This window comes from Rhizobium ruizarguesonis (assembly GCF_017357285.1).
Classification (GTDB): domain Bacteria; phylum Pseudomonadota; class Alphaproteobacteria; order Rhizobiales; family Rhizobiaceae; genus Rhizobium; species Rhizobium ruizarguesonis.
On record NZ_CP071678.1, the window covers coordinates 3,976,492 to 4,000,311 of the forward strand.

Here is a 23,820-nt window from a genome sequence, read left to right on the forward strand (position 1 = left end):
CGCTTTAGGCGTGAACAGCACCGACACCGCTCATGGCGGGGTTCTCGATGACCCGGCCGGTATCGGCGGCATAGAGGTGGATCTGGTCGTAATCGATCGCGATGCCGATCGGATCGCCCGACTTCACCTTCACGGCCTCAGTCAGCGCCACGGCAAAGGGCAGCCCATCGAAATCGGCGTGGACGACGCGGCTTGCGCCGAGCTCTTCGATGAAATCGGCCGTTGCGGTGAGGGCGCCGGGAGCATCCGGGGCGACCAGCCGGGCGGCCTCGGCGCGCATGCCGAGCACGACGCGTTTGCCTTTCAGCGGTGCGGCGCGCTCGCGCGGCAGCGCGACTTTGCGGCTTTGATCGTAGACGAAGACGCCCTCGTCATTGATTGTGCCCTCGAGCAGGTTCATCGCCGGCGTGCCGACGAAGCCTGCAACGAAACGCGAGACCGGATGATGATAAACCTCTTCCGGCGTGCCGACCTGCTCCACCCTGCCGCCATTCATCACCACCAGCCGGTCGGCCAGCGTCATCGCCTCGGTCTGGTCATGCGTGACGAAGATTGACGTGGCGCCGAGGCGGCGGTGCAGGCGGCGGATTTCGGCGCGCATGGCGATGCGCAGCTTGGCGTCGAGGTTCGACAGCGGCTCGTCGAAGAGAAACACCTTCGGCTCGCGGATCATCGCGCGGCCCATGGCGACGCGCTGGCGCTGACCGCCGGAAAGAGCGGCGGGCCGACGGTCGAGGAAGGGTTCGAGGCTGAGCGCCTTGGCGACCTCGCCGATGCGCCGCTGACGCTCCGCCTTCGAGACGCCGGCCACCTTCAATGCGTAGCCGATATTCTCGGCAACACTCATATGCGGATAAAGCGCATAGTTCTGGAACACCATGGCACAGCCGCGCTCGCGCGGCTCCAGCTGGTTGACGACGCGGCCGTCAATGGCGATTTCACCGCCGGTGATTTCCTCGAGGCCGGCGATCATACGCAGCAGCGTGGACTTGCCGCACCCGGACGGGCCGAGGATGACGATGAACTCGCCCGACTGGATGTCGAGATCGACGCCGTGAACGACGGGGGTCTTGCCGTAGTTTTTCTTCACGCCACGAATGGAGATCGGTGCCAAGGGAGTACTCCTTCACTTCTCGGTGGAGATAAGGCCGCGTACGAACCAGCGCTGCATCAGAATGACGAGGATCAATGGCGGCGACATGATGATCAGGGTTCCGGCCATGGCGACGTTCCAGTCGGGCAGGCCGAATTCGGACGGGATGAGGGTCTTGAGCTGCGTCACGGCGATGCCGAAATTCGGATCGGTGGTGATCAGCAGCGGCCAGAGATACTGGTTCCAGGCCCAGACGAACATGATGGTGAAGAGCGCGATCATATTTGGGCGCGAGAGCGGCAGCAGAATGTCCCAGAAGAACCGGACCGGGCCCGATCCGTCCATCTTCGAAGCCTCGGCAAGCTCGTCCGGAACCGTCAGGTAGAACTGCCGGTAGAGGAAGGTGCCGGTCGCGGTTGCGACCAGCGGCAGAACGAGACCGGGATAGGAATTCAGCAGACCCCATTCGAGCTTGATCTGGACGCCGGTGATCTGCGCAATGAGCCAGCTTATGCCGGTAACGTCGAGGATCGTCTGGAAAGGCTGCAGCGCATTGGCCGCAATCGAATAGGTCGGCACGATACGGACTTCCAGCGGCAGCATCAGCGTGATGAAGATGATCCAGAAAATCACATACCGGCCACGGAAGCGGAAGTAGACGATCGAGAAGGCTGCCATGGAAGACAGCATGACCTTGCCGGCGCCGACGGTTGCGGCGAAGATGATGCTGTGGAACAGCTTGTTGCCGAGATCGGCGCGAACCCAGGCGGTCTGCGCGTTTTCCCAGAAATGCGAGCCTGGAACCAGCGGCAGCGGCACGCGATTGACCGTCTCCAGATCGAGTGTCGACGCGATGATGACGATGGCGAAAGGCAGAAGCGCGATCACCATGCCGAGCGCGAGAAGCGTATAGCAGATGAAGTTGAATATCGGCGTGCGTTCGATCATGTTCGCGACCTCACTTGTAATGCACGCGCCGCTCGATGAAGCGGAACTGGAAGATGGTGAGAAGAACAACGAGCACCATCAGGATGATGGACTGCGCTGCGGCGCCCGAATAATCGAGACCTCTGAAGCCGTCGAAATAGATCTTGTAGACCATGAGTTCGGTGGCGCGCGCCGGGCCGCCCTGCGTCATGACGTCGACGATACCGAAGGAATCCTGGAAGCTCTCGGTGATATTGATGACGAGCAGGAAGAACAGCGTCGGCGTCAGCAGGGGCAGCTGGATATCCCAGATCCGGCGCATCGGCCCCGAACCATCCATCGCGGCGGCCTCGATCAGCGAGCGTGGAATGCCTTGCAGCGCCGAGAGGAAGAAGATGAAGTTGTAGCCGATATATTTCCAGGAGAAGGCGACGATGACGGCGATCATCGCATCCTTGCCGTCGAGTGCGGGGTTCCAGAGGCCGGGCCAGACGTGGTTGATGACCGACAGAAGGCCGGCCTCCGGCGCCAGGATGAAGCGGAAGGCGAGGCCGAGAGCGGGAGCCGCAATTGCGTAAGGCCAGATGAAGACTGACCGGTAGACTTTGTGGCCGCGCAGTTCACGATCCGTCAAAAGCGCCAGGATAAGCGCCAGCCCCATGGCAATGGCCGTCGAGCTGAAGCCAAAGATCATGCTGCGGGTGATCGAGTCCCAATAGATCGGATCGGTGAGCAGCTGTTTAAAATTGTCGAAACCGACCCAGGCATTACCGCCGCCCCATGGCTGCTCGAGCGTAAACGCCCAATAGAGCGCCTGCGCACTCGGCCAATAGAAGAAGACGAAGATCAGCAACAGCATCGGAAATGCGAAGAGCAGCCCGATCGTCGTTGAGGAGAAAGTGACGCGCTTTTCCATGAGTGGTCGTTTTCGTCCTGGTTTGGTTTAAAACATGTCGCGCAAAAATGTGCAGCGGTTTTGCGGTAACGACATGCGTCAAAATAGAGATCTAAAGCGCGAGGAGCGAATCTGAAAGATTGCGGCGCGCTTTAGGCGCGGGCGGCAAGTTCGCATCCGCGGCTGGCTAAATAACTTACAAGGACGCACCCGGCGCGCGAAACGCGGGCCGGGTGCGGCTCATATCAAGCGATCAGGGGAGCTGAACGTTCTTATAGGTCTGCTGGAACCGACGCAGAAGCGTATTGCCGCGTTCAGCAGCGCTGTCGAGCGAAGCCTGGATATCGGCATTGTTGACGAAGATTGCCTGCAGACCATTGGCGATTTCGGTGCGGACCTGCAGCAGGCCACCGAGGCGGATGCCGTGCGGAGCAGCATCGCCAGCAGGCGATGCGGTCAGGCTCTGAATGGCGAGTTCGCGGCCGGCATAAGGAGCCTTGTCGTAGAAGCCCTGCTTCTTCAGATATTCGAAGCCGGAGTTACGAACCGGGATGTAGCCGGTAACGGTCGACCAGGTAAGAGCTTCTTCCGGCTTTGCGATGAAGTTGAAGAAGGCAGCGGCAGCTTTGTATTCAGCGTCGGAATGACCCTTCAGAACCCAGAGCGAAGCGCCGCCAACGTAAGAGCTGTGCCGGGTTGCGTCGCCGTAGGTCGGGAGCATGGCAACGTCCCAGTTCATGCCTTGCTTGGCGGTGCGGCCAACATTGCCGTGGTCGCCGACCGAGGTCAGGATGACCTGGCAATCGCCAGCGGCAAAAGCTTCGACGAAGGTCTGGCCGACAGCCTTGTTCTTGATGATCGCAAGCTTGTTGTCGTACCAGGACTTGAGATCCTTGACGTAGCTGACGAGAAGCGGGTTCTTGTTGAACACCAGCTCGGCGTCGAGACCTTCAAAACCGTTCTTCTTCGTGGCGATGGCTTCGCCGTTTACGGCTTCGAACTGCTCGATGTACTGCCAGACTTCGTTGTTGGATATGTCAAAGCCGAGCGGGCAAGCATAGCCTGCATCCTTCAGAGCCTTGAGGTCCTCGCCTGCTTCCTTCCAGGTCGCCGGAGCATGATCCTTGCCGATCTTGGCGAAGGCGTCCTTGTTCCAGTAGAGAAGAGCGGTCGAGGAGTTGAAGGGGAAGGAGTACATCTCGCTCTTCGATGTCGCGTAGTAGCCGGAGATACCGGAGAAGTAGTCCTTCCAGTCGACGGTGTAGCCCATGTCGGTCATCAGCTTGTTGGCCGGGTAGTAGGCGCCGGAGAGCATGATGTCGAGGGTGCCGGCGTCGGAGACCTGGGCGATGGTCGGCTGCTTGCCGGCGCGGAAGGCAGCAATGGTGTTCTGCAGGGACGCGTCGTAGCTGCCCTGGCTGGTGCAGACGACTTCGTAGTCGGCCTGCGACTGGTTGAAGCGATCGCACTGCTCCTGGACACGCTTTGCGATGTCACCGGAATTGCCGAACCAGAAGTCAATCTTGGTCTTATCGGCGGCGGCAGCGGGACCAGCAAGAAACGCTGTAGCGAGAAGGGCGCCAACGGCGCCGAGAAGCTTGGCTTGCATGAGAACCTCGAACGTAAAAGGGACGCGCACTTTCAGCGCACGCCCTATTAGCTGGTTCAAATTGCCGCGGCCAATGAATATTACATGACATGAAATTATCTAAATACAGTTGTCATAAAACCTTCACACAACCATTATTCGCAAATCTCAGGGAAATATTTAGAGAAAATTCGAAGCTTGCTTCAGCATATTGCCAATAAATTACAGCTATATTCGAAACAATGGAATTTTAGGGGATATTTAATATTTATTTATATTGCAACAGAGTGCCTTTATTCGGCTACTCCGCCGCAACGAAACTTGTAAAAACGCTGGCATTTTCGCCATTGCACTGGTGTGCAACCTCAGGGTTTAGGCCTCAGGATTGAAGGGAATCCTTGAGGATCGCCGCAAAACGCGGATCGAATGCACGGCTGATCGGTCCGGCGGCAGCGCCAAGCGCCACCGACCAGGGATCGGCCATGCCGGGCTGCAGGCGCGGCAGCGTCCGGCCACGACGTTCGGCGATCGAGGGCAGCAACGGCCCGATTGCCGCAATCAACTTGTTCACCAGCGCTTCCGGCGCGCTGCCGCAGAGGATCACCGTCTGTGGATCGAACAGTGTCTCGATGAGATGGATGCTCCAGCGCAGGTCCAATGCCGCTGCTTCGACCCAGGCGTGGATGCTTTGATCGCCTCTCAAGGCAAGATCGTTGATATGTGCGTGCAGATGAGGATCGGCGGGATCGACCGATAGATGCTGATAAAGCGAGGCGAGCGAAGCTCGATGTTCGAGCGGCGTCGATTTGCCGTCGGCAAATAACAGCGCCATGCCGATCTCGCCGGCATTACCGTTGGTGCCGCGGTAAAGCTCGCCGTTCAGAATGAGGCCGGCGCCAATGCCATAACCGACGAAGAGGCAGACGGCATGATCGAGGCCATGGGCGGCTCCCACCATGCGCTCGGCGGTCGCCGCCGCCGCCGCATCGTTCTGCAGGCCGACATCGAGCCCGGTGCCGGCGGTCAGCGTTTCCAACAACGGAAATTTCTGCCAGGCCTCCATCATCCACGGATCGTCGCCGCTGCCGGCGACCCCGAAGGGCCCTGGCATGGCGGCGCCGAGACCGACAAGCCGTTTTTCCGACTGCTGGACGATCCCTGCAAGCTTTGACCGCACACCGGCAACGAGATCGAGGACGACCTTCGTCCCGTTCGACGGACCGCCTGGTGGGAGGCCTGCCTCATCACGCACGAGAACGCTACCGACGAGATTGACGGCGACCGCTCGCGTCACATGTCGGTCGATCTGCAAGCCGATCGCAAAGGCGCCTTCGGGCACCAGGCCGTAGGGTGTCGACGGCTGGCCCCTGCCCCTCCTCACCGCCTCCTGCGAACTGACGAGACCGTCGCGCTCGAGCTCTTCGATGATATTGGACACCGTCTGTTTGGTCAGCCGCGTCGCCCGTGCCAGATCGGCGCGTGAAAGCGCACCGTTGATCCTCAGGGCATCGATCATCACACGCCGGTTATGCGCGCTAGTGCCTTCGTGATTGGTGCCGCTCTTGGCCCGGATCGGGCGGCTGTCATTCATGTGCAATTCCCTCTTGACTCCAATAGAATGTTGAAGAAGTAATAAGTCAAGACACTTGACTTAATGAGGAACCGGAGAGTTCCAGGGAACGCAGGAGCCCGCAAGGCGCTCCGACGACGCTCCGAGACGACGAACCGGCACGTTTTCGCGCGTGCCTTCTCGAACACCGATGGCGGAGGACCGCCCTCGGCAATGCGTAAATGTCAAAAACTGGAGGCTGCAATGCTGAAATCCTTTAACAAGACGCTTCTGGGTGCGGCCTTGATCGGCGCATCCCTTGCGCCGCACGCTTTCGCCGAAACGACGCTGAACGCGCTTTTCATGGCGCAGGCCGCCTATAGCGAGGCCGACGTGCGCGCCATGACCGACGCCTTCGCCAAGGCGAACCCCGACATCAAGGTCAATCTCGAATTCGTCCCCTATGAAGGCCTGCACGACAAGACGGTGCTGGCGCAAGGTTCCGGCGGCGGCTACGACGTCGTCCTCTTCGACGTCATCTGGCCGGCCGAATACGCCACCAACAAGGTGCTGGTCGATGTCTCCTCTCGCGTCACCGACGACATGAAGAAGGGCGTGCTGCCGGGTGCCTGGACCACCGTGCAATATGACGGCAAATATTACGGCATGCCGTGGATCCTCGACACCAAATATCTGTTCTACAACAAGGAAATCCTCGAAAAGGCCGGCATCAAGGCTCCGCCCAAGACCTGGGACGAACTGACCGAACAGGCAAAGACGATCAAGGACAAGGGCTTGCTTGCCACGCCGATCGCCTGGAGCTGGTCACAGGCCGAAGCCGCGATCTGCGACTACACCACGCTCGTCAGCGCCTATGGCGGCGATTTCCTGAAGGATGGCAAGCCGGCCTTCCAGACCGGCGGCGGCCTCGATGCCCTGAAGTACATGGTCTCCAGCTATTCCTCCGGCCTGACCAATCCGAATTCCAAGGAATTCCTGGAAGAGGACGTCCGCAAGGTCTTCGAAAACGGCGATGCCGCCTTCGCGCTGAACTGGACCTACATGTACAACATGGCCAACGATCCGAAAGACAGCAAGGTCGCGGGCAAGGTCGGCGTCGTGCCGGCGCCGGGTGTTGCCGGTAAGAGTGAGGCTTCGGCCGTCAACGGTTCGATGGGCCTCGGCATCACCTCGGCCAGCAAGCATCCTGATGAGGCCTGGAAATACATCACCTTCATGACCTCGCAGGCGACGCAGAATGCCTATGCCAAGCTCAGCCTGCCGATCTGGGCGTCGTCCTATGAGGACCCAGCCGTCACCAAGGGCCAGGAAGAGCTGATCTCCGCCGCCAAGATCGGCCTGGCCGCGATGTATCCGCGTCCGACGACGCCGAAATATCAGGAGCTCTCGACCGCGCTGCAGCAGGCGATCCAGGAATCGCTGCTCGGCCAGTCCTCTCCCGAGGACGCGCTGAAGTCGGCCGCAGACAATAGCGGCCTCTGATTGAGCCATGAAAACCCGGGCGGCGCCTGCCGTCGCCCGGTCTCCAAAACCTGTAATGAAGAAGGGTCGCCTTGATGTCGGGCACTTGGCTGACAACCCGCGCGTGGCTTTTGATGCTGCCGCTTCTCGTGGTCATGATATCAGTCATCGGCTGGCCTCTGATCGATACCGTCGGCCTCTCCTTCACCGATGCCAAGCTCGTCGGCACGGAAGGAAACTTCGTCGGCATCGACAATTACGCGAAGATGATCTCAGGCTCGAATTTCCAGCGCACGCTGATTACCACTGCATGGTTCGCGATCGTCTCGGTCGCCGCCGAAATGGTGCTCGGCGTGCTTGCCGCCCTGCTGCTGAACCAGCAGTTTCGCGGCCGCACTGCGCTTCGCGCCCTGATGATCCTGCCCTGGGCGCTGCCGACCGTCGTCAACGCCACGCTCTGGCGGCTGATTTACAATCCGGAATACGGCGCACTGAACGCCGCGCTGACCCAACTCGGCCTGTTGGAGGCCTACCGCTCCTGGCTCGGCGAACCGGGCACCGCGCTGGCGGCCCTCATCGTCGCCGACTGCTGGAAGAATTTCCCCCTGGTGGCGCTGATTGCGCTCGCAGCACTCCAGGCCGTGCCGCGCGACATCACCGCCGCCTCGCTGGTCGACGGCGCCGGCGCTTTCGCCCGCTTCCGCTTCGTCATTCTGCCCTATCTCGCCGGTCCGCTGATGGTGGCGCTGGTGCTGCGCACGATCGAGGCCTTCAAGGTGTTCGACATCATCTGGGTCATGACCCGCGGCGGCCCGGCCAACAGCACGCGCACGCTGTCGATCCTGGTCTATCAGGAAGCTTTCTCCTTCCAGCGGGCAGGCTCCGGCGCCTCGCTGGCATTGATCGTCACGCTGCTGGTAACGCTGCTTGCTGCCGGCTACGCCGCTCTGGTGCGCAAGACGGCGGGGAGTGCGGCCTGATGGAACGCCAGAGCCCGCTCTTTTCCGCCTTCATCCACCTCTGCGCATTGCTGCTTGCCGCCGTCATCCTGGCGCCGATCCTGTGGTTGTTCATCATGAGCATCTCGCCGGCCGCCGACCTTGCGGCAAAGCCGCTGCGCTGGTGGCCGCAGACGGCGGATTTCTCTCGCTACGGCGTGCTGCTCTCGACGCTCGAAAACAGCGCCGGCGACGCCTTCACCTCGTCGCTGCGAAACAGCATCGAAGTGGCGGGCATGGCGACGATCGCCGCCATTGCACTCGCCATTCCGGCCGGCTGGGCTGTGTCGCGCACGCCTTCGGTCGGCTGGTCGCTGTCGATGGTGATCGCCACCTACATGCTGCCGCCGGTGGCGCTTGCCGTGCCGCTCTATATGGGCCTCTCCTATCTAGGATTGCTGAACAACGTCTTCGGCCTCGCCCTCGTCTATCTCACCATCCTTGCGCCTTTCACCACCTGGCTGATGAAATCGGGTTTCGATTCCATCCCGCGCGAGATCGAATCCGCCGCGATGATCGACGGTGCCGGCCTGTTCCAGACGCTGCGGATCATCACGCTGCCGCTGGCAGCCCCCGTGGTCGCGACGTCAAGCCTCTTTGCCTTCCTGCTTGCCTGGGATGAATTCTTCTATGCGCTGCTCTTCACCTCGGACCAGCGCGCCAAGACGTTGACCGTCGCCATTGCCGATCTCGCCGGCGGCCGCGTTTCCGATTACGGACTGATTGCGACGGCAGGCGTGCTCGCCGCCCTGCCCCCGGTGCTGATCGGTCTTGTCATGCAACGCGCCCTGATTTCGGGGCTCACCAGCGGCGGCGTCAAGGGATGATCATGACAGCAGAAAGAACCCGGCCGGCCGGGCTTGCCGCGATCGATCGCGAAATGGCACGCCAGCATGCCGATGCGATCGCCTCCTATGAAGCGGCCCAGCCAATGGCGGCAAGGGCCGCCGCCTCGCTGAAAAAGACCGGCAAGCTGCTGCTCATCGGCATGGGCGGCTCGCATGCCGTCAACCGCGCCGTCGAGCCGCTCTACCGGGCCCTCGGCATCGATGCCGTCGCCCTGCCGCTGTCCGAGCAGCTTGGCCAGCCGCTGCCGATCGCCGGCAGAACGATCTTCGTCACCTCGCAATCCGGCGAAAGCGCCGAGGTCGTGCGCTGGTTCGACGAGACCGGCGGCACGGAAGAGACCTTCGGCCTGACGCTCGAAGGCGGCTCCTTCCTGGCAAGAACCGCCCCGTCGCTGGTCGGCGCCGGCGGCACCGAGCTAGCCTTCGCCGCGACCCGCAGCCTGACGGTGACCTTCGCCCTGCATCTGGCTATCCTCGCCGGCCTCGGCGAAAATCCCGACGCCGCACTTGCCGCCCTCAAGGCACCGGAAGACCGTGACATCACCGCCGCCCTCTCGGCACTCGAAAACGTCGCGACCGTCGTCACCTCAGGCCGCCGGCTGCAGGGTGTTGCCGAGGCGCTCGCGCTCGGATTGACCGAGCTGTCGCGCCGTCCCTGCTTCTCGCTTGAAGGCGGCCAGCTGCGCCACGGACCGATGGAGATGCTGGGATCGGAGATCGGCGTCGTGCTCTTCCGCGGCTTGGACGAGACGGCCGGCCTGGTAACGGCGATGGCGACATCCGCCGTCGAGACCGGCGCCCCGGTCATCCTGTTCGACGCCTCGCGCGAAGCGCCGGTCGCCGGCGCGGTGACGATCCGCTTTGCGCCTGCAACCGGTCTTGCCGCGATCTTCGCCATGCTGCCGGTCGCCCAGCGGCTGATGATCGCCTTTGCCGATGCCCGCGTGGTGAATGCCGGAACGCCGGTCCGCTCCACCAAGATCACCCGGAGCGAATGAATGCAGCCGCTTGCAGTCATCGGCAACGTCAACATCGACCTGATCCTTGGACCGGCCGCCCCCTGGCCGAAGGCAGGGACGGAAATCATCGTCAATCATGACGAGTTGCGGGTCGGCGGAGCCGCCGGCAACAGCGCGCTCGCCTGGCAGGCACTCGGCGTCGAATTCGAGATCGCCGCCAATATCGGCAGCGACCAGTTCGGCCGCTGGCTGAGCGAAGCCTTCGGCCACCGTTCCGACAAGTGGCCGGTACGTCCGGAGAAAACGACGCTCTCCGTCGGCATCACCCATCCGGACGGCGAGCGCACCTTCTTCACCACAAAAGGCCACCTGCCGCGCTTCAGCCTGGCAGATGTCTTCGCGGTCATCGAGGGTGCAAGGCTGCAGGGCGGCTACGCCCTTCTCTGCGGCTCGTTCCTGACCGACGACCTGACAGCAGATTATGGCGCCTTCTTCGACTGGGCCGACAGCCATGGCATCACCGTCGCGCTTGATACCGGCTGGCCGCTCGACGGCTGGACAGACGAGAATTGCGCGGCGACACGTGCCTGGCTCTCCCGCAGCGGTATCGCGCTGCTGAACGAGGTCGAATCGACGACGCTTGCCGGCATCGCCGATCCGATCGAGGCGGCCCGTCACATCAGGTCGCATATGCCGGAGGGTGCAATCATCGTCGTCAAGCGCGGCCCGGACGGCGCTCTCGCGATCGGGCCGGACGGCCTGTTGGTTTCGGTGGCGGCACCCGTTGTCGAGGTCGTCGATACGATCGGCGCCGGCGATGTCTTCAACGCCGCTTTCCTCGCCGCACTCGCAAGCGATGAGCCGCTGATGTCCTGCCTGGAGGCGGGAACCGCAGTCGCCTCGCGCGCCATCTCCACCCTTCCCCGCAACTACGGCGGCCCGTCATCTCCTGAGGAGCCTGTGCGATGAGCGCGCTCGAAATTCAGAACATCCGCAAGACCTATGGCGACGTCGAGACGCTGAAAGGCATCGACGTCTCATTGGAAAGCGGCGAGTTCCTGGTGCTGCTCGGTTCCTCCGGCTGCGGCAAGTCCACCCTGCTGAACATCATCGCCGGCCTTGCCGAGGCAACGAGCGGCGATGTCAGGATCGGCGGCCGCTCGGTGCTTAGCGTGCATCCGAAGGACCGCGATATCGCCATGGTCTTTCAATCCTACGCGCTCTATCCCAATCTGACGGTGCACCGGAACATCGGCTTCGGCCTGGAAATGCGCAAGGTGCCGGCGCCGGAGCGCGACAGGGCCGTGCATGATGCCGCAAAGCTCCTGCAGATCGAAAGCCTCCTCGACCGCAAGCCGAGCCAGCTTTCCGGCGGCCAGCGCCAGCGCGTCGCGATCGGCCGTGCGCTGGTGCGCAAGCCGGAGGTATTCCTCTTCGACGAGCCGCTCTCCAACCTTGATGCCAAGCTGCGCATGGAGATGCGCACCGAGATCAAGCGGCTGCACCAGATGCTGAAGACGACAGTCGTCTATGTCACCCATGACCAGATCGAGGCGATGACGCTTGCAAGCCGCATCGCCGTCATGCGCGACGGCCGCATCGAGCAGCTGGGCCCGCCGGAGGAGATCTACAACCATCCGGCAACGCTCTATGTCGCGACCTTCGTCGGCGCGCCGCCGATGAACCTGCTGAAGGCGACGGCGCGCGACGGTCGCCTGGCGCTTTCAGGCTCGGATGCGATCCTGCCCCTGCCCGCCCGTTTCCGCGAAGCGGCCGGCAATGGCTGCGACCTTATCCTCGGCATCCGTCCCGAGGCGCTTCGCACGGACGGCGCCGGCCCGTCGATCGAGGCAACCCTTGAGGTCGCAGAGCTGACCGGCCCGGAACTCGTCGTCACCGCCCTTGCCGGAAATCAGCGCCTGATGGCCTGTCTGCCGCCACGCACGCCGATCCGCGACAACGAAAAGCTCACTCTCTTTTTCGACGAGGAGGCAATGCATCTCTTCGACCCGGAAACAGGTCTCAGCTGCGGCCGCTAGAGCATGTCGCGCAAAAGTGTGCAGCGGTTTTGCGACAACGACATGCGTAAAAACAAGGACCTAAAGCGCGAGGAGCGAATCTGAAAGATCGCGACGCGCTTTAGCGACCGAACGGTTATCCCGTCAGTTGTTCAATTCGCTGCGTCAGTCGGCTTCCGCTGGTAGACGTGAATATAGTCGACGAGCAGGATGGAAGGATTCGGCGTTTCATCGATCGGCCAACCCGAGCCGAGTGCCAGGTTCACCAGCGGATAGAACGGCATGTGGAACTCCTTCGGCGTATCGAAGCTCCAGATGAACTGACGGTCGAGGTAGAAGCTCGTCTTGTCAGCTTGGATATCGACGCCGTAGGTGTGGTATTCGCTGTTCAAAATTCCGTCCTGGACGGTTTGCCAATGGCCGCCGGTCGTGTTCTGGCCGCCCTGGCTCTGACGCCAGATATGAAAGCCCATGCTGAATTCGTAGGGCGCGCGTCCATAATATTCCAGGACGTCGATCTCGGCGGTGTATTTCGACCGGTCAAGCCCGATGAGCCAGAAGGCCGGCCAGACACCCTTGCCCGGCGGCAGCTTCATCCGCGCTTCGAAGTAACCAAATTGCTGCGAGAATCCTTCGCCTTTCGGGTTCACCGACGACAACAGGCCCGAGCGCCAGGTTCCATCGGCCTCCTTGCGCGCTTCGATCTTCAGAACTCCCTGATCGGTGGTAAACGGAAAGCCCGGCGCCGGATCTGTGAACCGGGCGTCACCGAAATCGCCGTTCCAGGGCGTATGCGCGATCCAGCGGGAGCTTCTCTCCCCCCAGGCCGAGACGTCCAGACTATCGAAGCTCTCCTCGAACGTTAGCTGGTACGCATTGATATTGAGTGGTTGCTGAGCCACGCTGGGCTGGCCGGGCAACGCCCCCAGACCGAGAACGATGAGCAAACCCAGAGCCTTAGAAGATATCCCGTAACGCATCCTGCTCCTCCGAAAACGCCAAACCAATCGTTGGACTACACTTGTCTCGATCAAAAGGTGAGAACCCCGTTTCGTCGCGGCATGAGCCTTTGGACGACGATGGTCTCGATGCCGTCGGGCCTTCCCAGAATCTGCCACAGCAGCAGCGCAAAGGCCCAGAAGATCGTGACTGCCGCTCCGCCGCAAAGCGCCAGGCTGACGACAAGGTTGAGGCCGACAGGCATGACGGCGAGCATCGGCGCCATCCACAGCAGGAAAGCGATCATCGGCAAGCTCGCGGCCAGAGGCCGTAAAAAGGCGTGCAACTGAGCGGCAAACGTCGCGCCGATCAGCCGCCGCGTGATGATGAGCGATGCGGCATAGGCGACAAGCACCGCCACGATCCGCGCGCCCAATGCTCCTGCCACCTGAAAATAGACAATGCCCAAGACGGTGACCGGAACCCTGACGGCAAACTCGGCAAACATCCGGAGAGCGAGATAACGGGTTTTGTTCAGGACCATGGCCAACGGCGGCATCATATTCGTCGGAAGACCGAGCAGACTGACGATGCACAGCCATTGCAGAATCGGCGCGGCGGATGCCCATTTCTCGCCAACGATGATCCGTACGGCCGGCTCGGCAAGAAGCGCGAGCGTGATGAGGATGGGCGCGGCCACGAAGGTGATCGCGTTCGTCGCCTTCAGATAGGCAGTGATCAGATTACGACGGTCATCGACGGTCGAGAATGCCGCCATCAGCGGGCGCAACAATGGCCCGACGAAGGTCTGGTATGGAATACCGGCAATATTGTCGGCGACGCTGAAGGCGCCGAACGTCGACAAGCCGGTAAAGCGTGGCAAAAGCAGCCGGTCCAGTTGCCAGTTGATCGAACTCAGCACCTGCGAGACGGTGTTCCAGCTGATCATGTCCTGAAAGTGCTTCCACTCGGAAAGGCTGAATCTCGGTCGCATCGGTGCAAAGACATAGGAGGTGATCGCCGCAGCGGTCGGGCCTGCAACCGCGCCGATCGCCAGTCCCCAATAGCTGCCGGTCGCGACCGCCACCCCGACACCGAACAGCAGTGTGGAACCCTTGGTGATGAGATCGAGTGCGAACTCGCGTTTGAAATCGAACCGCTGCATGAACAGAACCATGCGTGGGCTGATCACACTGCGCATCGCAGGCGCAATCGAGAGCACGGCGACAAGCGAGAAAAGCCGGGAATCGTCATAGATCAAAGCCATCGGCCAGGAAATGATCATCATCAGTATGCTGATGGCCACGCCTCGAAGCAGGCTGAGGGTAAGGGCCGTGGCAAACATATCGTCCGAAGGCGACGGCTGGCGCATCAGGGCCTGCGTCAGCGGCAGGTCCAGGATTGTCTCGACGATGACCAGAACCGAGGTCGCGATGGCGACAAGGCCGAAATCCGCTGGGCTCAAAAGCCGTGCGAGGATCAGGAGGCTGACGAAATCGAGCAGTCGCGCCAGGAATTTTCCGCCGATGGTCCAGATACTCGCCGTCGCCGTCTTCTGAGATACGCTTGACATGATCTATCTTCTATTCCTCGTCGACGGATTGAGACGGTTTCGGTCGCAGCGGCAAGACAGGCAGCTCCGCCCTTTCCCGTCAGCCCGGCCGTCTTCTGAAGACCTCGGCGGATCGGTCGCCATGGGTGGACAGTTGTTGTTCGATCAGGCTGGACAGACGGTCGCGGAACACGGCGGAAGAGAATTTCAGCGAGTGCGCGCGGATGGCATGCGGATCGATATCGTCCTCCACCTCTTCGAACGCCGCCATCGTTTCCAACAGAGCTTCCGTGGTCTGCTGCCCGAAGCGAAAACCGACCTGCGGCGAGGAAACGGTTTCTCTGGCGCCGCCGGCGTCGAAAGCCAGGACCGGCCGCCCCGATGCCATGGCTTCCACCGGAAGGATGCCGAAATCCTCCGTGCCCGGAAACAACAGGGCGCGGCATCGCGACAGGTGGTCGCGCAGAACGTTGAAGGGCTGATGGCCGAGGAACTCAACGGTCGGTCCGGCGATCGACTTCAGATAAGCCAATTGTTCTCCCTCGCCGATCACGACCAGCTTCCGCCCGGCCTCGGTGCAGGCGCGAACGGCAATATCCGGCCGCTTGTAAGTGGTCAGCTGCCCCGCATAGAGATAGAATTCACCTTTTCCCTTCCCGACCGCAAAATCGTCCGTCGCAACGGGCGGATGGATGACGATGGATTCCCGGTCGTAGAAACGGCGGATGCGGCTTGCGACATAATCGGAATTGGCGACGAACACATCGACTCGCGAGGAGGTCGTCACGTCCCAGGCGCGCAACATGGGCGCGGTGATCGACATCAAGGCGCGCCCAACCCAGGGCAGGCCATGACGGTAGACATGGAACTGATCCCAGATGTAGCGCATCGGCGAGTGGCAGTAGCAGACATGCAGCGCGTCGGCGCGCGTGATGATGCCCTTGGCGGGTCCGGATTCACTCGACAGCACGAGATCGTAGTCCTGCAGATCGAACTGCTCGAGCGCGAAGGGCATCAGCGGCAGCATCTTGGTATAATGCCGTTGCGCGCCGGGGATCTTCTGCAGGAAGGACGTGCGGATGTTCCGCGTCTTCAGAAAATCGCTGATGCGATCCCGGTTGCAGACGAGGGTGAAGATGTCGGCCTGCGGAAACATGCGGCACAGCTCTTCGACGACTTTCTCGCCGCCGCGCATCGAAACGAGCCAATAATGCACGATGGCGACACGAAGCTGCTTTGTGTCGCTCGCGCCTCCGGCTTCGGCGACACGTCTTTTCGCCATGACAGGCGCATCGCCGAGAAATGCCCTCGCGTCGGGAAGAGAGGTTGTTGCTTTAAGAGTCAACTCAATACTCCTTGTATCACCACACCGTCTGTCAGCTCGGGAACCGCATTCGTCGAAATCAGGCTCTGGTATTCGGCAAGAAGCGCGTCGCGCCATTCCTCGTGTGTCGAGGCGAGATCCGGCGACAGCCGGAAAGCCCGCTCGCTCATGGCGCGGACCTCATCTCTCGGCATTTGGCTGAATCTCGTCAAAGTATCGGCAAAGGCGCTTTCGTCAGCCGTATCGCAGGCAAGCGCCATGCCGGCTCTTTGCATTTCCTCGGCGAGAAAGGCGCTGCGCGACATGATGACCGGCAGACCGCTCCTGGCCGCTTCGATAGCGACGAGACCGAACGGCTCGGGATAGCGCGACGGCATCAACAGTGCGCGCGCCTTGCGGATGATCGGGCCGATCTCCGCATGCGACTGCCAGCCGACGGCCCTGACGTCATCTCCCGAAGCTGCGACCAGCGGCATCAGCGGCCCGTCCCCGATCACGCAGAGCCGGACGCCGGCTTTGCGCGTGGCGGCCACGGCGTCTTCTATGCCCTTCTCCTCATCCAGCCTCCCGATGAAGACGAACTCGTCGTTGGCCTCCGCCTCGATGCGTTTGATGGATAGCGGAGCGACGGGATTGCGGATCGTCGTCAGGCGTTCGGGCCGATATCCGGCGCCGACGAGAAAGCCAGCCATCTTCTCGTGCAGCAGGATGATCCGGCCGAAATCGGCCTGATCCTTCAGCAGCCGCAGGATATTGGAGCCGCGGGCGACCCGCCACAATTTGTGCGAATAACTTCTCTTGTCGCAAGCCGTCGCAATGCAGCTTCCGCCGAGCGGGCGCCGAAGGCAGATCTCCTGCGCCTGATAGTCGAAGAAGGCGCCGTTGGGGCAGGCGGTAAAGAAATCATGCGCGTGAACCACGCATCGTCCGGCGACCGGCGCCAGTGCTCTGAAAATCGCCGGAGACAGGATCTGGTGCCAGCCATGGACATGGTAGACGGTATTGGCGGTGTCGTTTGCGGCAATCCAGTTCGCGACCATACGGACGGCGGCGCCATTGTGAATGCCGGTCACGAAAGCCTTCGCACGCTCGGCGCTGAGCAGGTCGCGGCTGTTCAGACCGACCATCGAAACCCCGAGCGCGACAAGCTCCACGTTGGCGGCGTCATCCCCGCAAATATAGGTCACGGGGATGTCGAGCCCCCGAAAAAGCTTGGCGGACAGCACCGCCAGCGCCGTCGCGCCGCCTCTGGCCACCGAGTAGTCGTCGATGATGACCACGCGATCGATCTTTGTCGTGCCTGGGCCGGGAAAGCGGCCGACGCTTGCTGCGGATCGGAGAGCCTCGGGAAGCGATGGGCGCATTACTTCACCGAAACCGCGCCATTGGCACAGGCCTCCAGCGCCTTGCGGTTGAGAATGCGGATCTTGCCCTGCCCCCCGTCGATGATCTTGCTTTCCCGCAGGCGCCGCAGGCATTGATTAACCTTCTCGCGGGACGCCGGCAGCGTCGCGGCCAGGTCATTTTGCGAGATGATTAGTTCGTCGCCGCTATTTGCCGCATCTTTTCCATAAACAGCGGAGAGCCGCAGCAGCGTGCTGGCCAGCCTCGACTGCAGGCTCGACGCCGCATTGGCAATGATCCGGAGTTCAAGCTCTGAAATACGCGCCAGCGCCCTGGAGAAAACCTTTTCGCGAAAGCAGGGGTCGCTGGCGTACATGTCGCGCAGCAGCCGGCCTTCGAAGAAATGCAGTTCGCAGTTGGAACCGGCGCGGTATTCGAGACTCAACGTCTGCCTGCGCAGAACCTCGAGCTCGCCGATGAGGCCGGATTTCGGAATGATCTCGACGATGAATTCCCTGCCGTCGGGCAGCATCGTGCTGGCGCTGACCACCCCCGAATGGACGCGCGCGAAGGTATCGACGAGGACGCCGGCCCCGGCGATGACTTCGCCGCGCCGGAATCGCCGGACGCTCGACCGGCAGGAAAGAAATTCGTCGTCGATGACGATGCGGCTGTTGAGATGAATGCTGCCGTTAGCCGATATCGCCGGCTTGCCGATGCCGGCCCTGCGATCTGATGTGTGTGTCGCCCCATCCATGCGCATAACTCCGAGTACTCGAATAACCATAGAAAATGCTGCACTGCATCATTTATATTGTCTTAATATGAGAGTCAAACAACATCACCGAAATTTGACGTAAAGATAAAGCATCTATTTAGATTCAAAACAAAATATACATCATGAACTGAATTCAAAATCTCAATGAAGCCAAAAAACCGCCTTGTGATCGAATATGACTGCCTATTAAAACGGCTTACTGAATTAAAAAAAGCAATAATCGAAATGATGATATCAAAACTGATAAATAAGTATCAGCAGATAATCGCTCCGAATTAGGTTAGATTGTCGTTTGAAATGAAAAGAAGGCCATCAAGATGTAATCCAAATTCTCTATTGCCCGTTAGTAGCATAAAGAATTTATTAAGGATTATGACCTTGGTAACAGACAACCAGAGTGCGGCGCAGCAAACTTTGAACGGTTCTTAATCGGAATATTTTGGAGACCACCGATGACATGGGAAGCACATAGTTTCGAGGCCTGGTCGCGTGTCGGACGGTCCGCGAAAGGCGGCGATCTCCATTCGTCCCGGCCTCGTGCGGCAGGCAGATCGTCGAAGCGCGCGATAGACCTTCTCATCGCAATCACGGCGCTGATCCTGCTTTCCCCGCTTCTGTTGATCGTCGCAATAATCGTGAAGATGAGCGACCGCGGCCCGGTCTTCTATTCCCATACGCGTATCGGCGTCGGCGGAGCACCGTTCGGGTGCCTCAAGTTTCGCACGATGAAGACCGATGCGAGTGCTCAGCTTGCCGAATTGCTGCAAAACAACCCGGCTGCGCGAAGCGAATGGGAAGAGACACGCAAGCTGAAGGACGATCCGAGGGTCACAGCCGTCGGCGAGATCCTGAGGCGGTCCAGCATCGACGAGCTTCCCCAGCTGATCAATATCGTGCGTGGCGACATGAGTCTTGTCGGCCCCCGGCCGATCACGGCCGAGGAATTGCCGCGCTACGGCGAGCATATTTGGGCCTACATGGCCGTCCGTCCGGGCCTGACCGGTCACTGGCAGACCAGCGGGCGCAACGATGTCAGTTATGAGTACCGGGTTTCCCTCGACGTTCACTATCTCGACAATTGGTCGCTCGGCCGGGACTTCGTCATCATTGCCAAGACCATTCCCGCTCTGTTTTCGCAGCGCGGCTCGTACTGAGCATTCAAGGGGAAGCTGCCGACCATGCTTGAAATCGGAAGACACGCTGCCCCCGTCCCCTCCAAGCTGCCACTCCCTGGTTACTCCGTGATCTCGCCATTTTGGATTAGGACGACATGACCTCAAGCACGATCTTCAGCGGTGTTTCTCCGATATCTCTGCCTGCCGCAGCCACTGGCGAAAATTCGCCGCTGACCTTGCGAGATATGCTCTTCTTTCTCAGGATGCGCTGGCGGTGGATTGTGGCGACGACGTTCGTTTTCCTCGCAATGGCAGGGATCTATGTGCTGACCGCCGAGCCGACTTTCGTTGCCAGCACGCAACTTGTGATTTTCCCGCAGGTGAGCGGCACCGAAGCACAAAGGTCTTTCGCCGAAGACGCATTCATAGAGGGACAGCTGGAGATCGCCAGATCCAGCGATGTCATCGGCGAAACGGTAAGGGCACTTGGTCTCGATACCGATCCTGACTTTGTCGATCAGGCGCCTTCGCTGCAAGATAGGGCAAAGAACTGGTTGATGGGGATTTCTTCTGAATCGGATACGGAATCGCAGGAAGCAGTAGGCACAGGGCCGCGCCAAGCACAGCCGCAGGCCGAGGACGAGCGGATCCAGGATCGGGCGATCGCTACGCTGCTGAGCATGATAGGAATACGCCGGGTCGGGAGTTCGACGATCATCGAGATCTCGGCTGCTGCGTCGACCCCTCAGAGGGCCGTCGACATCGCCGATATGCTCGCCAGGCAATATATCCAGAAGAATATCGCGATGAAGGCCAGTGCTTCCCGGCAATACAGCGAATGGCTGGCAAGATTCGTAAGCGAGCAGCAGCGTGGACTGGCCGAAGCTGCCAGCGCCCTGGCCAGCTTCACGAGCAACCCGCGCGATCAGTTCAAGCTAGCGGAGCTGCAGAGTGCAACGGACGCCCGCCGCACCCTCTACGAAAACACCTTGAACCAGTTGACGGAAGCCCGGCAGCGCATCACCTACCCGGTGTCCGATGCCACGATCGTCTCGCAGGCCACACTGCCTCTTTCGAAGGCTAGACCACGCAGCGCGCTCATCATCGCCTTTGCGTCGGCGGTTGGTCTTGGCGTCGGCCTGGCACTCGCCATGATCAGGCACGCCGGCGATCGCCGGATCATCCGCCCTCATCAGATCGCGGAAGCCGGTGGACTGCCCTTTGTCACTTTGCTGGCGACATCGAGGCGGATCCGCAATGGTCATCCTGCACGTTTCCTCGCCGCCGGTACTGGCAGCAGCAGCACAGCCGCCTATCCTGTCATACCAGGCATGGCGGAACTGAGCGCGACGGTCGTCGGTCTTCGGCGCAAACGCCGGGTCGTCATTGGAATCGTCGCCGTCAATCCCGGCGGCGGGGCGTCGACCATAGCATGCGAACTTGCGGCGCTGTCCTCGATATCAGGCGCTCACACGCTGCTGATCGATGCAGCCGCACAGAAATCGTCGCTCAGCAAATCGATTGCCCCCCATAGTTCCACAGGCCTCGTCGAAGTTCTCGAAAATGGCGAACTGATCCAGACGGCGGCATTGGCCCTCACCCCGACGCTGAAATTCCTTCCCCTCGGCAAGGTCGAAGCGGTGACGCCAGCCATACGCCTCAGTTCCCGCCGCACGCAGTTGAGTTTCGCCGACCTGAAAAAGGAGTTCGACGCCATATTCGTCGACATTTCCGCATTCTCCGCGTCGCCGGATGCCAATGCGATCGCGCCGGAACTGGACGGTGTCCTCGTGGTCACTTCGCACGGGCGCACCTCGATCGACGACACCATGCGCGTCATCGACACCCTGCGGAATGTCGGCGCGGAGATCCTCGGCGCGATCATCAATCATGCACCGAAAAGAATAGAGTCATGACCTCACCTTCGGCAGAAGCAACCAGGCAGGACAGCGCGATCGGACCGGCGCCTGTTCCTTGCGGCGCTGAAGCCATGGCGGGGTACGCGAGCCGCCCATTGCGAATGGCCGTGGGGATCGCTTCGGCCGGCCGCCCCTCGATACTGCGGGAGACGGTGGATTATCTCACGGCCCTGCAGGATCAGGCCAAGCGGCTGATCGTCTGCGTGCCCGTGATCGACGACGCAGCCGGGCTCGCCGACCGCCGCGACGTGGAAGTCATCGTCGGCAGCCGCGGCCTGACCTCTCAGCGCAACAGGATCATCCAGGCGGCCGCCGCCGATACGGATGTTCTGATCTTCCTGGATGACGACTTCATTCCCGCCGCGACCTTCCTGTCGCGGATGGCGGCTGTCTTTGCGGCAAACCCCGACGTGGCGATCGCCACCGGTGAAGTTCTGGCCGATGGCATCCTCGACGGCGGCCTCAGCATGTCAAACGCCCTGCAGGTTCTTGAAACTGCGGCCGAAGGAGCCGAGCAGGTGACGGATGTCTATAACGCCTACGGATGCAACATGGCGGTTCGCCTTTCACCCATTCTCGAGCACGCGCTGGCCTTTGATGAACAATTGCCGCTCTACGGCTGGCTCGAGGATGTCGATTTCAGCCGGTCCATCGCCCGCTATGGCAGGTCGGTACGTGTCGAAGGTGCCCGCGGGGTGCATCTCGGCGTCAGGTCCGGGCGCCAACCCGGCCGAAGACTCGGCTATTCGCAGGTTGCCAATCCTGTCTACCTGATCCGGAAGGGCACGATGTCGAAGGGCCGTGCCGTTGCACAGATCGGCCGTAACATCCTGGCGAATACGCGGGGCCTATTGTTCAATGATCGCTTGATCGACCGTTGGGGACGTTTGAACGGCAATTTGCTGGCCCTGTCCGATCTTCTTGTCGGTCGCGCCTCTCCGTCCCGCATTCTCGAATTCGGCAATCCCTCGCCGCGCGAGATGCCTTCGCCGCCGATCGCAACGAAACGGAGATAGCAGACATGCAGCGCACATCCTTGTCCGATCGCCTCATCTGCGCCGCCCTTGCCTTGCTGGTATCTTCCTGCCTGACCGGCTGGAGCGTCGCTCATGCGGAAAACTATACCCTCGTGCCGGAAGATCAGGTGCGACTGCGTGTCGTCGAATGGCGATCTTCGGATGCCCGGTATGCCAGCTGGGAGGCACTCGGCGGGACATATACAGTCGATGATACCGGCAATCTGGCGATCCCGATCGCTGGCCAGGTGCAGGCGATCGGCAAGACGACGGAACAGGTTTCCGATGCGATCGCCACTGCGCTCTCCGAAAAGGCCGAACTGCCGGGAAAACCGTTCATCGCGGTGGAGATCGCTCAACATGCACCGATCTTCGTAACCGGAACCGTGCAGACCCCTGGGCGCTATGCTTTTGAGGCCGATATGACGGTCATGAAGGCTGTCAGCATCGCTGGCGGCTTCCTTCGGGAGCGCGAGGAAAATACCGTCTTCGAGCGCGACCGGATCCAGGCCGCCGGCGCCTATCGAACCGCCATTCTCAACCGGCGCGATCTTCTGATGCGCCAGGCGCGGTTGCGCGCCGAGATTGCCGGCGAACAGAGTTTCGAGATCCCTGCCGAGCTCGCCGGAACGCCCGATGTCGACAAGCTGAAGGCGCAGGAATTGAACCTGATGCGGCTGCGACGTGTCGATATCGAAAGCCAGATCGAAGCGGCAAACGACCTCAGCCGTCTCTACGGCCAGCAGGTCCAGTCTCTCGAGGCCAAGATCAATTCGCAAAAACGGCAGATCGACCTGGCGCAGAAGGAACTGGACAATGTCAACAGCCTGGTGAGCAAGGGCCTGGTCAGCAATTCCCGTCAGGTCTCGGTCGACCGCGGGGTCGCGGATGCGCAAGGTACCCTGATCGATCTCGAAGTCGCCCTGACCACGGCTCGCCAGGGGCTCAGCGAAGCCGACCGTTCGAAGATCAATATCGTCAACCGGCAGAACAGCGAAAACCAGGAACTGCTGAACCAGGTCAATCTGGCGATCGGCAGGGCGGCGATCGATATCCAGGTGGCCCAGCTTCTGGGCGAGCAGGCTGGCTACAGCGCCCAGCTCGCCCAGATGAATACGGAAACGCCGGGTCTTGGCAGAGCGCAGAAGAACTACAGGATCGTGCGTCGCAACGAAGACGGCACTTATCGCAACATCGAGGCGGACGAGACGACCACCTTGCGGCCGCATGATGTCGTCGAAATCGGCATCGACACCGACCTTCAGACGCCGTCGCCTCCGCTGCAGCTGCAGTCCGTACCGCAGCAGCAAAGCTCGACCGTCCCGCTGTCGAATGTGGCAGGCGATAATCAAGCGGCTGCCGGCTGGATATCCCAGACGGGATCGAATTAGGGGGCGGTTGTGAGCATCGACGACAGCTGGCGGCTTCCGCCTCAAGCATCGCGCCGAAAGGCGGATGCCGGTCTTCGGCAAAACC

The 23,820-nt window shown here is 61.1% G+C and carries 20 protein-coding genes; 10 read left to right on the plus strand and 10 right to left on the minus strand.

All coding sequences use genetic code 11. The features are described 5' to 3' along the window. Positions 1–4 precede the first annotated feature (4 nt). The 5 genes from J3P73_RS19625 to J3P73_RS19645 form a co-directional block, all read right to left on the minus strand. Complete coding sequence (locus J3P73_RS19625) at positions 5–1,114, minus strand: sn-glycerol-3-phosphate import ATP-binding protein UgpC (protein WP_018073663.1); 1,110 nt, start codon at positions 1,112–1,114, stop codon at positions 5–7. Between the two features lie 12 nt (positions 1,115–1,126). Then, positions 1,127–2,041: an ABC transporter permease subunit gene (locus tag J3P73_RS19630; RefSeq protein WP_018073662.1), complete on the minus strand. Its 915-nt coding sequence runs from the start codon at positions 2,039–2,041 to the stop codon at positions 1,127–1,129. Between the two features lie 10 nt (positions 2,042–2,051). After that, on the minus strand, positions 2,052–2,936 hold the full coding sequence (locus tag J3P73_RS19635) for a carbohydrate ABC transporter permease (RefSeq protein ID WP_017965892.1): 885 nt from the start codon (positions 2,934–2,936) through the stop codon (positions 2,052–2,054). A 232-nt stretch (positions 2,937–3,168) separates the two neighbouring features. Further along, complete coding sequence (locus J3P73_RS19640) at positions 3,169–4,524, minus strand: extracellular solute-binding protein (protein WP_130771812.1); 1,356 nt, start codon at positions 4,522–4,524, stop codon at positions 3,169–3,171. 358 nt (positions 4,525–4,882) lie between these two features. Next, positions 4,883–6,094, minus strand: a complete 1,212-nt coding sequence (locus J3P73_RS19645; RefSeq protein ID WP_207579688.1) for an ROK family transcriptional regulator — start codon at positions 6,092–6,094, stop codon at positions 4,883–4,885. A 222-nt stretch (positions 6,095–6,316) separates the two neighbouring features. Here J3P73_RS19645 and J3P73_RS19650 point away from each other — a divergent pair, with 222 nt between their 5' ends. From J3P73_RS19650 to J3P73_RS19675, 6 genes are all read left to right on the plus strand, one after another. Then, positions 6,317–7,555: an extracellular solute-binding protein gene (locus tag J3P73_RS19650; RefSeq protein ID WP_018073659.1), complete on the plus strand. Its 1,239-nt coding sequence runs from the start codon at positions 6,317–6,319 to the stop codon at positions 7,553–7,555. Positions 7,556–7,629: 74 nt separating this feature from the next. Next, positions 7,630–8,514: a carbohydrate ABC transporter permease gene (locus J3P73_RS19655; protein WP_130692517.1), complete on the plus strand. Its 885-nt coding sequence runs from the start codon at positions 7,630–7,632 to the stop codon at positions 8,512–8,514. Continuing rightward, positions 8,514–9,359 carry a carbohydrate ABC transporter permease gene (locus J3P73_RS19660; protein ID WP_018073657.1) on the plus strand — a complete coding sequence of 282 codons (846 nt, stop codon included), beginning with the start codon at positions 8,514–8,516 and terminating at the stop codon, positions 9,357–9,359. The genes J3P73_RS19655 and J3P73_RS19660 overlap by 1 nt, the downstream gene beginning before the upstream one ends. Continuing rightward, on the plus strand, positions 9,356–10,378 hold the full coding sequence (locus J3P73_RS19665; RefSeq protein WP_018073656.1) for an SIS domain-containing protein: 1,023 nt from the start codon (positions 9,356–9,358) through the stop codon (positions 10,376–10,378). The genes J3P73_RS19660 and J3P73_RS19665 overlap by 4 nt, the downstream gene beginning before the upstream one ends. Beyond that, complete coding sequence (locus J3P73_RS19670) at positions 10,379–11,308, plus strand: PfkB family carbohydrate kinase (protein WP_130692519.1); 930 nt, start codon at positions 10,379–10,381, stop codon at positions 11,306–11,308. It begins immediately after the preceding gene. Next, on the plus strand, positions 11,305–12,378 hold the full coding sequence (locus J3P73_RS19675) for an ABC transporter ATP-binding protein (protein ID WP_018073654.1): 1,074 nt from the start codon (positions 11,305–11,307) through the stop codon (positions 12,376–12,378). Before J3P73_RS19670 ends, J3P73_RS19675 begins: the two co-directional genes overlap by 4 nt. 131 nt (positions 12,379–12,509) lie before the next feature. Here the strand turns inward: J3P73_RS19675 and J3P73_RS19680 are convergent, their stop codons facing one another. The 5 genes from J3P73_RS19680 to J3P73_RS19700 form a co-directional block, all read right to left on the minus strand. Beyond that, positions 12,510–13,337, minus strand: coding sequence for a glycoside hydrolase family 16 protein (locus tag J3P73_RS19680; protein WP_026171025.1), 828 nt, complete (start codon positions 13,335–13,337; stop codon positions 12,510–12,512). A gap of 50 nt (positions 13,338–13,387) precedes the next feature. Beyond that, a complete protein-coding gene (locus J3P73_RS19685; protein WP_018073652.1) occupies positions 13,388–14,869 on the minus strand; it encodes a lipopolysaccharide biosynthesis protein in 1,482 nt (493 codons plus the stop codon). Positions 14,870–14,948: 79 nt separating this feature from the next. Beyond that, on the minus strand, positions 14,949–16,193 hold the full coding sequence (locus J3P73_RS19690) for a glycosyltransferase family 4 protein (protein WP_018073651.1): 1,245 nt from the start codon (positions 16,191–16,193) through the stop codon (positions 14,949–14,951). Further along, a complete protein-coding gene (locus tag J3P73_RS19695; RefSeq protein WP_024319338.1) occupies positions 16,190–17,536 on the minus strand; it encodes a glycosyltransferase family 4 protein in 1,347 nt (448 codons plus the stop codon). The genes J3P73_RS19690 and J3P73_RS19695 overlap by 4 nt, the downstream gene beginning before the upstream one ends. Next, positions 17,536–18,273, minus strand: coding sequence for a Crp/Fnr family transcriptional regulator (locus J3P73_RS19700; protein WP_026171024.1), 738 nt, complete (start codon positions 18,271–18,273; stop codon positions 17,536–17,538). The genes J3P73_RS19695 and J3P73_RS19700 overlap by 1 nt, the downstream gene beginning before the upstream one ends. Before the next feature lie 473 nt (positions 18,274–18,746). On the opposite strand from J3P73_RS19700, the gene J3P73_RS19705 reads away from it, so the two are divergent. From J3P73_RS19705 to J3P73_RS19720, 4 genes are all read left to right on the plus strand, one after another. Continuing rightward, the gene (locus J3P73_RS19705) at positions 18,747–19,448 is read left to right on the plus strand and encodes a sugar transferase (protein WP_018073648.1); all 702 of its coding nucleotides are present in this window, start codon (positions 18,747–18,749) and stop codon (positions 19,446–19,448) included. A gap of 116 nt (positions 19,449–19,564) precedes the next feature. Beyond that, positions 19,565–21,325, plus strand: a complete 1,761-nt coding sequence (locus tag J3P73_RS19710) for a GumC family protein (protein WP_130692521.1) — start codon at positions 19,565–19,567, stop codon at positions 21,323–21,325. Beyond that, on the plus strand, positions 21,322–22,344 hold the full coding sequence (locus tag J3P73_RS19715) for a glycosyltransferase family 2 protein (RefSeq protein ID WP_174826291.1): 1,023 nt from the start codon (positions 21,322–21,324) through the stop codon (positions 22,342–22,344). The genes J3P73_RS19710 and J3P73_RS19715 overlap by 4 nt, the downstream gene beginning before the upstream one ends. A gap of 5 nt (positions 22,345–22,349) precedes the next feature. Then, positions 22,350–23,735: a polysaccharide biosynthesis/export family protein gene (locus tag J3P73_RS19720; RefSeq protein WP_130692523.1), complete on the plus strand. Its 1,386-nt coding sequence runs from the start codon at positions 22,350–22,352 to the stop codon at positions 23,733–23,735. Positions 23,736–23,820: the final 85 nt, after the last annotated feature.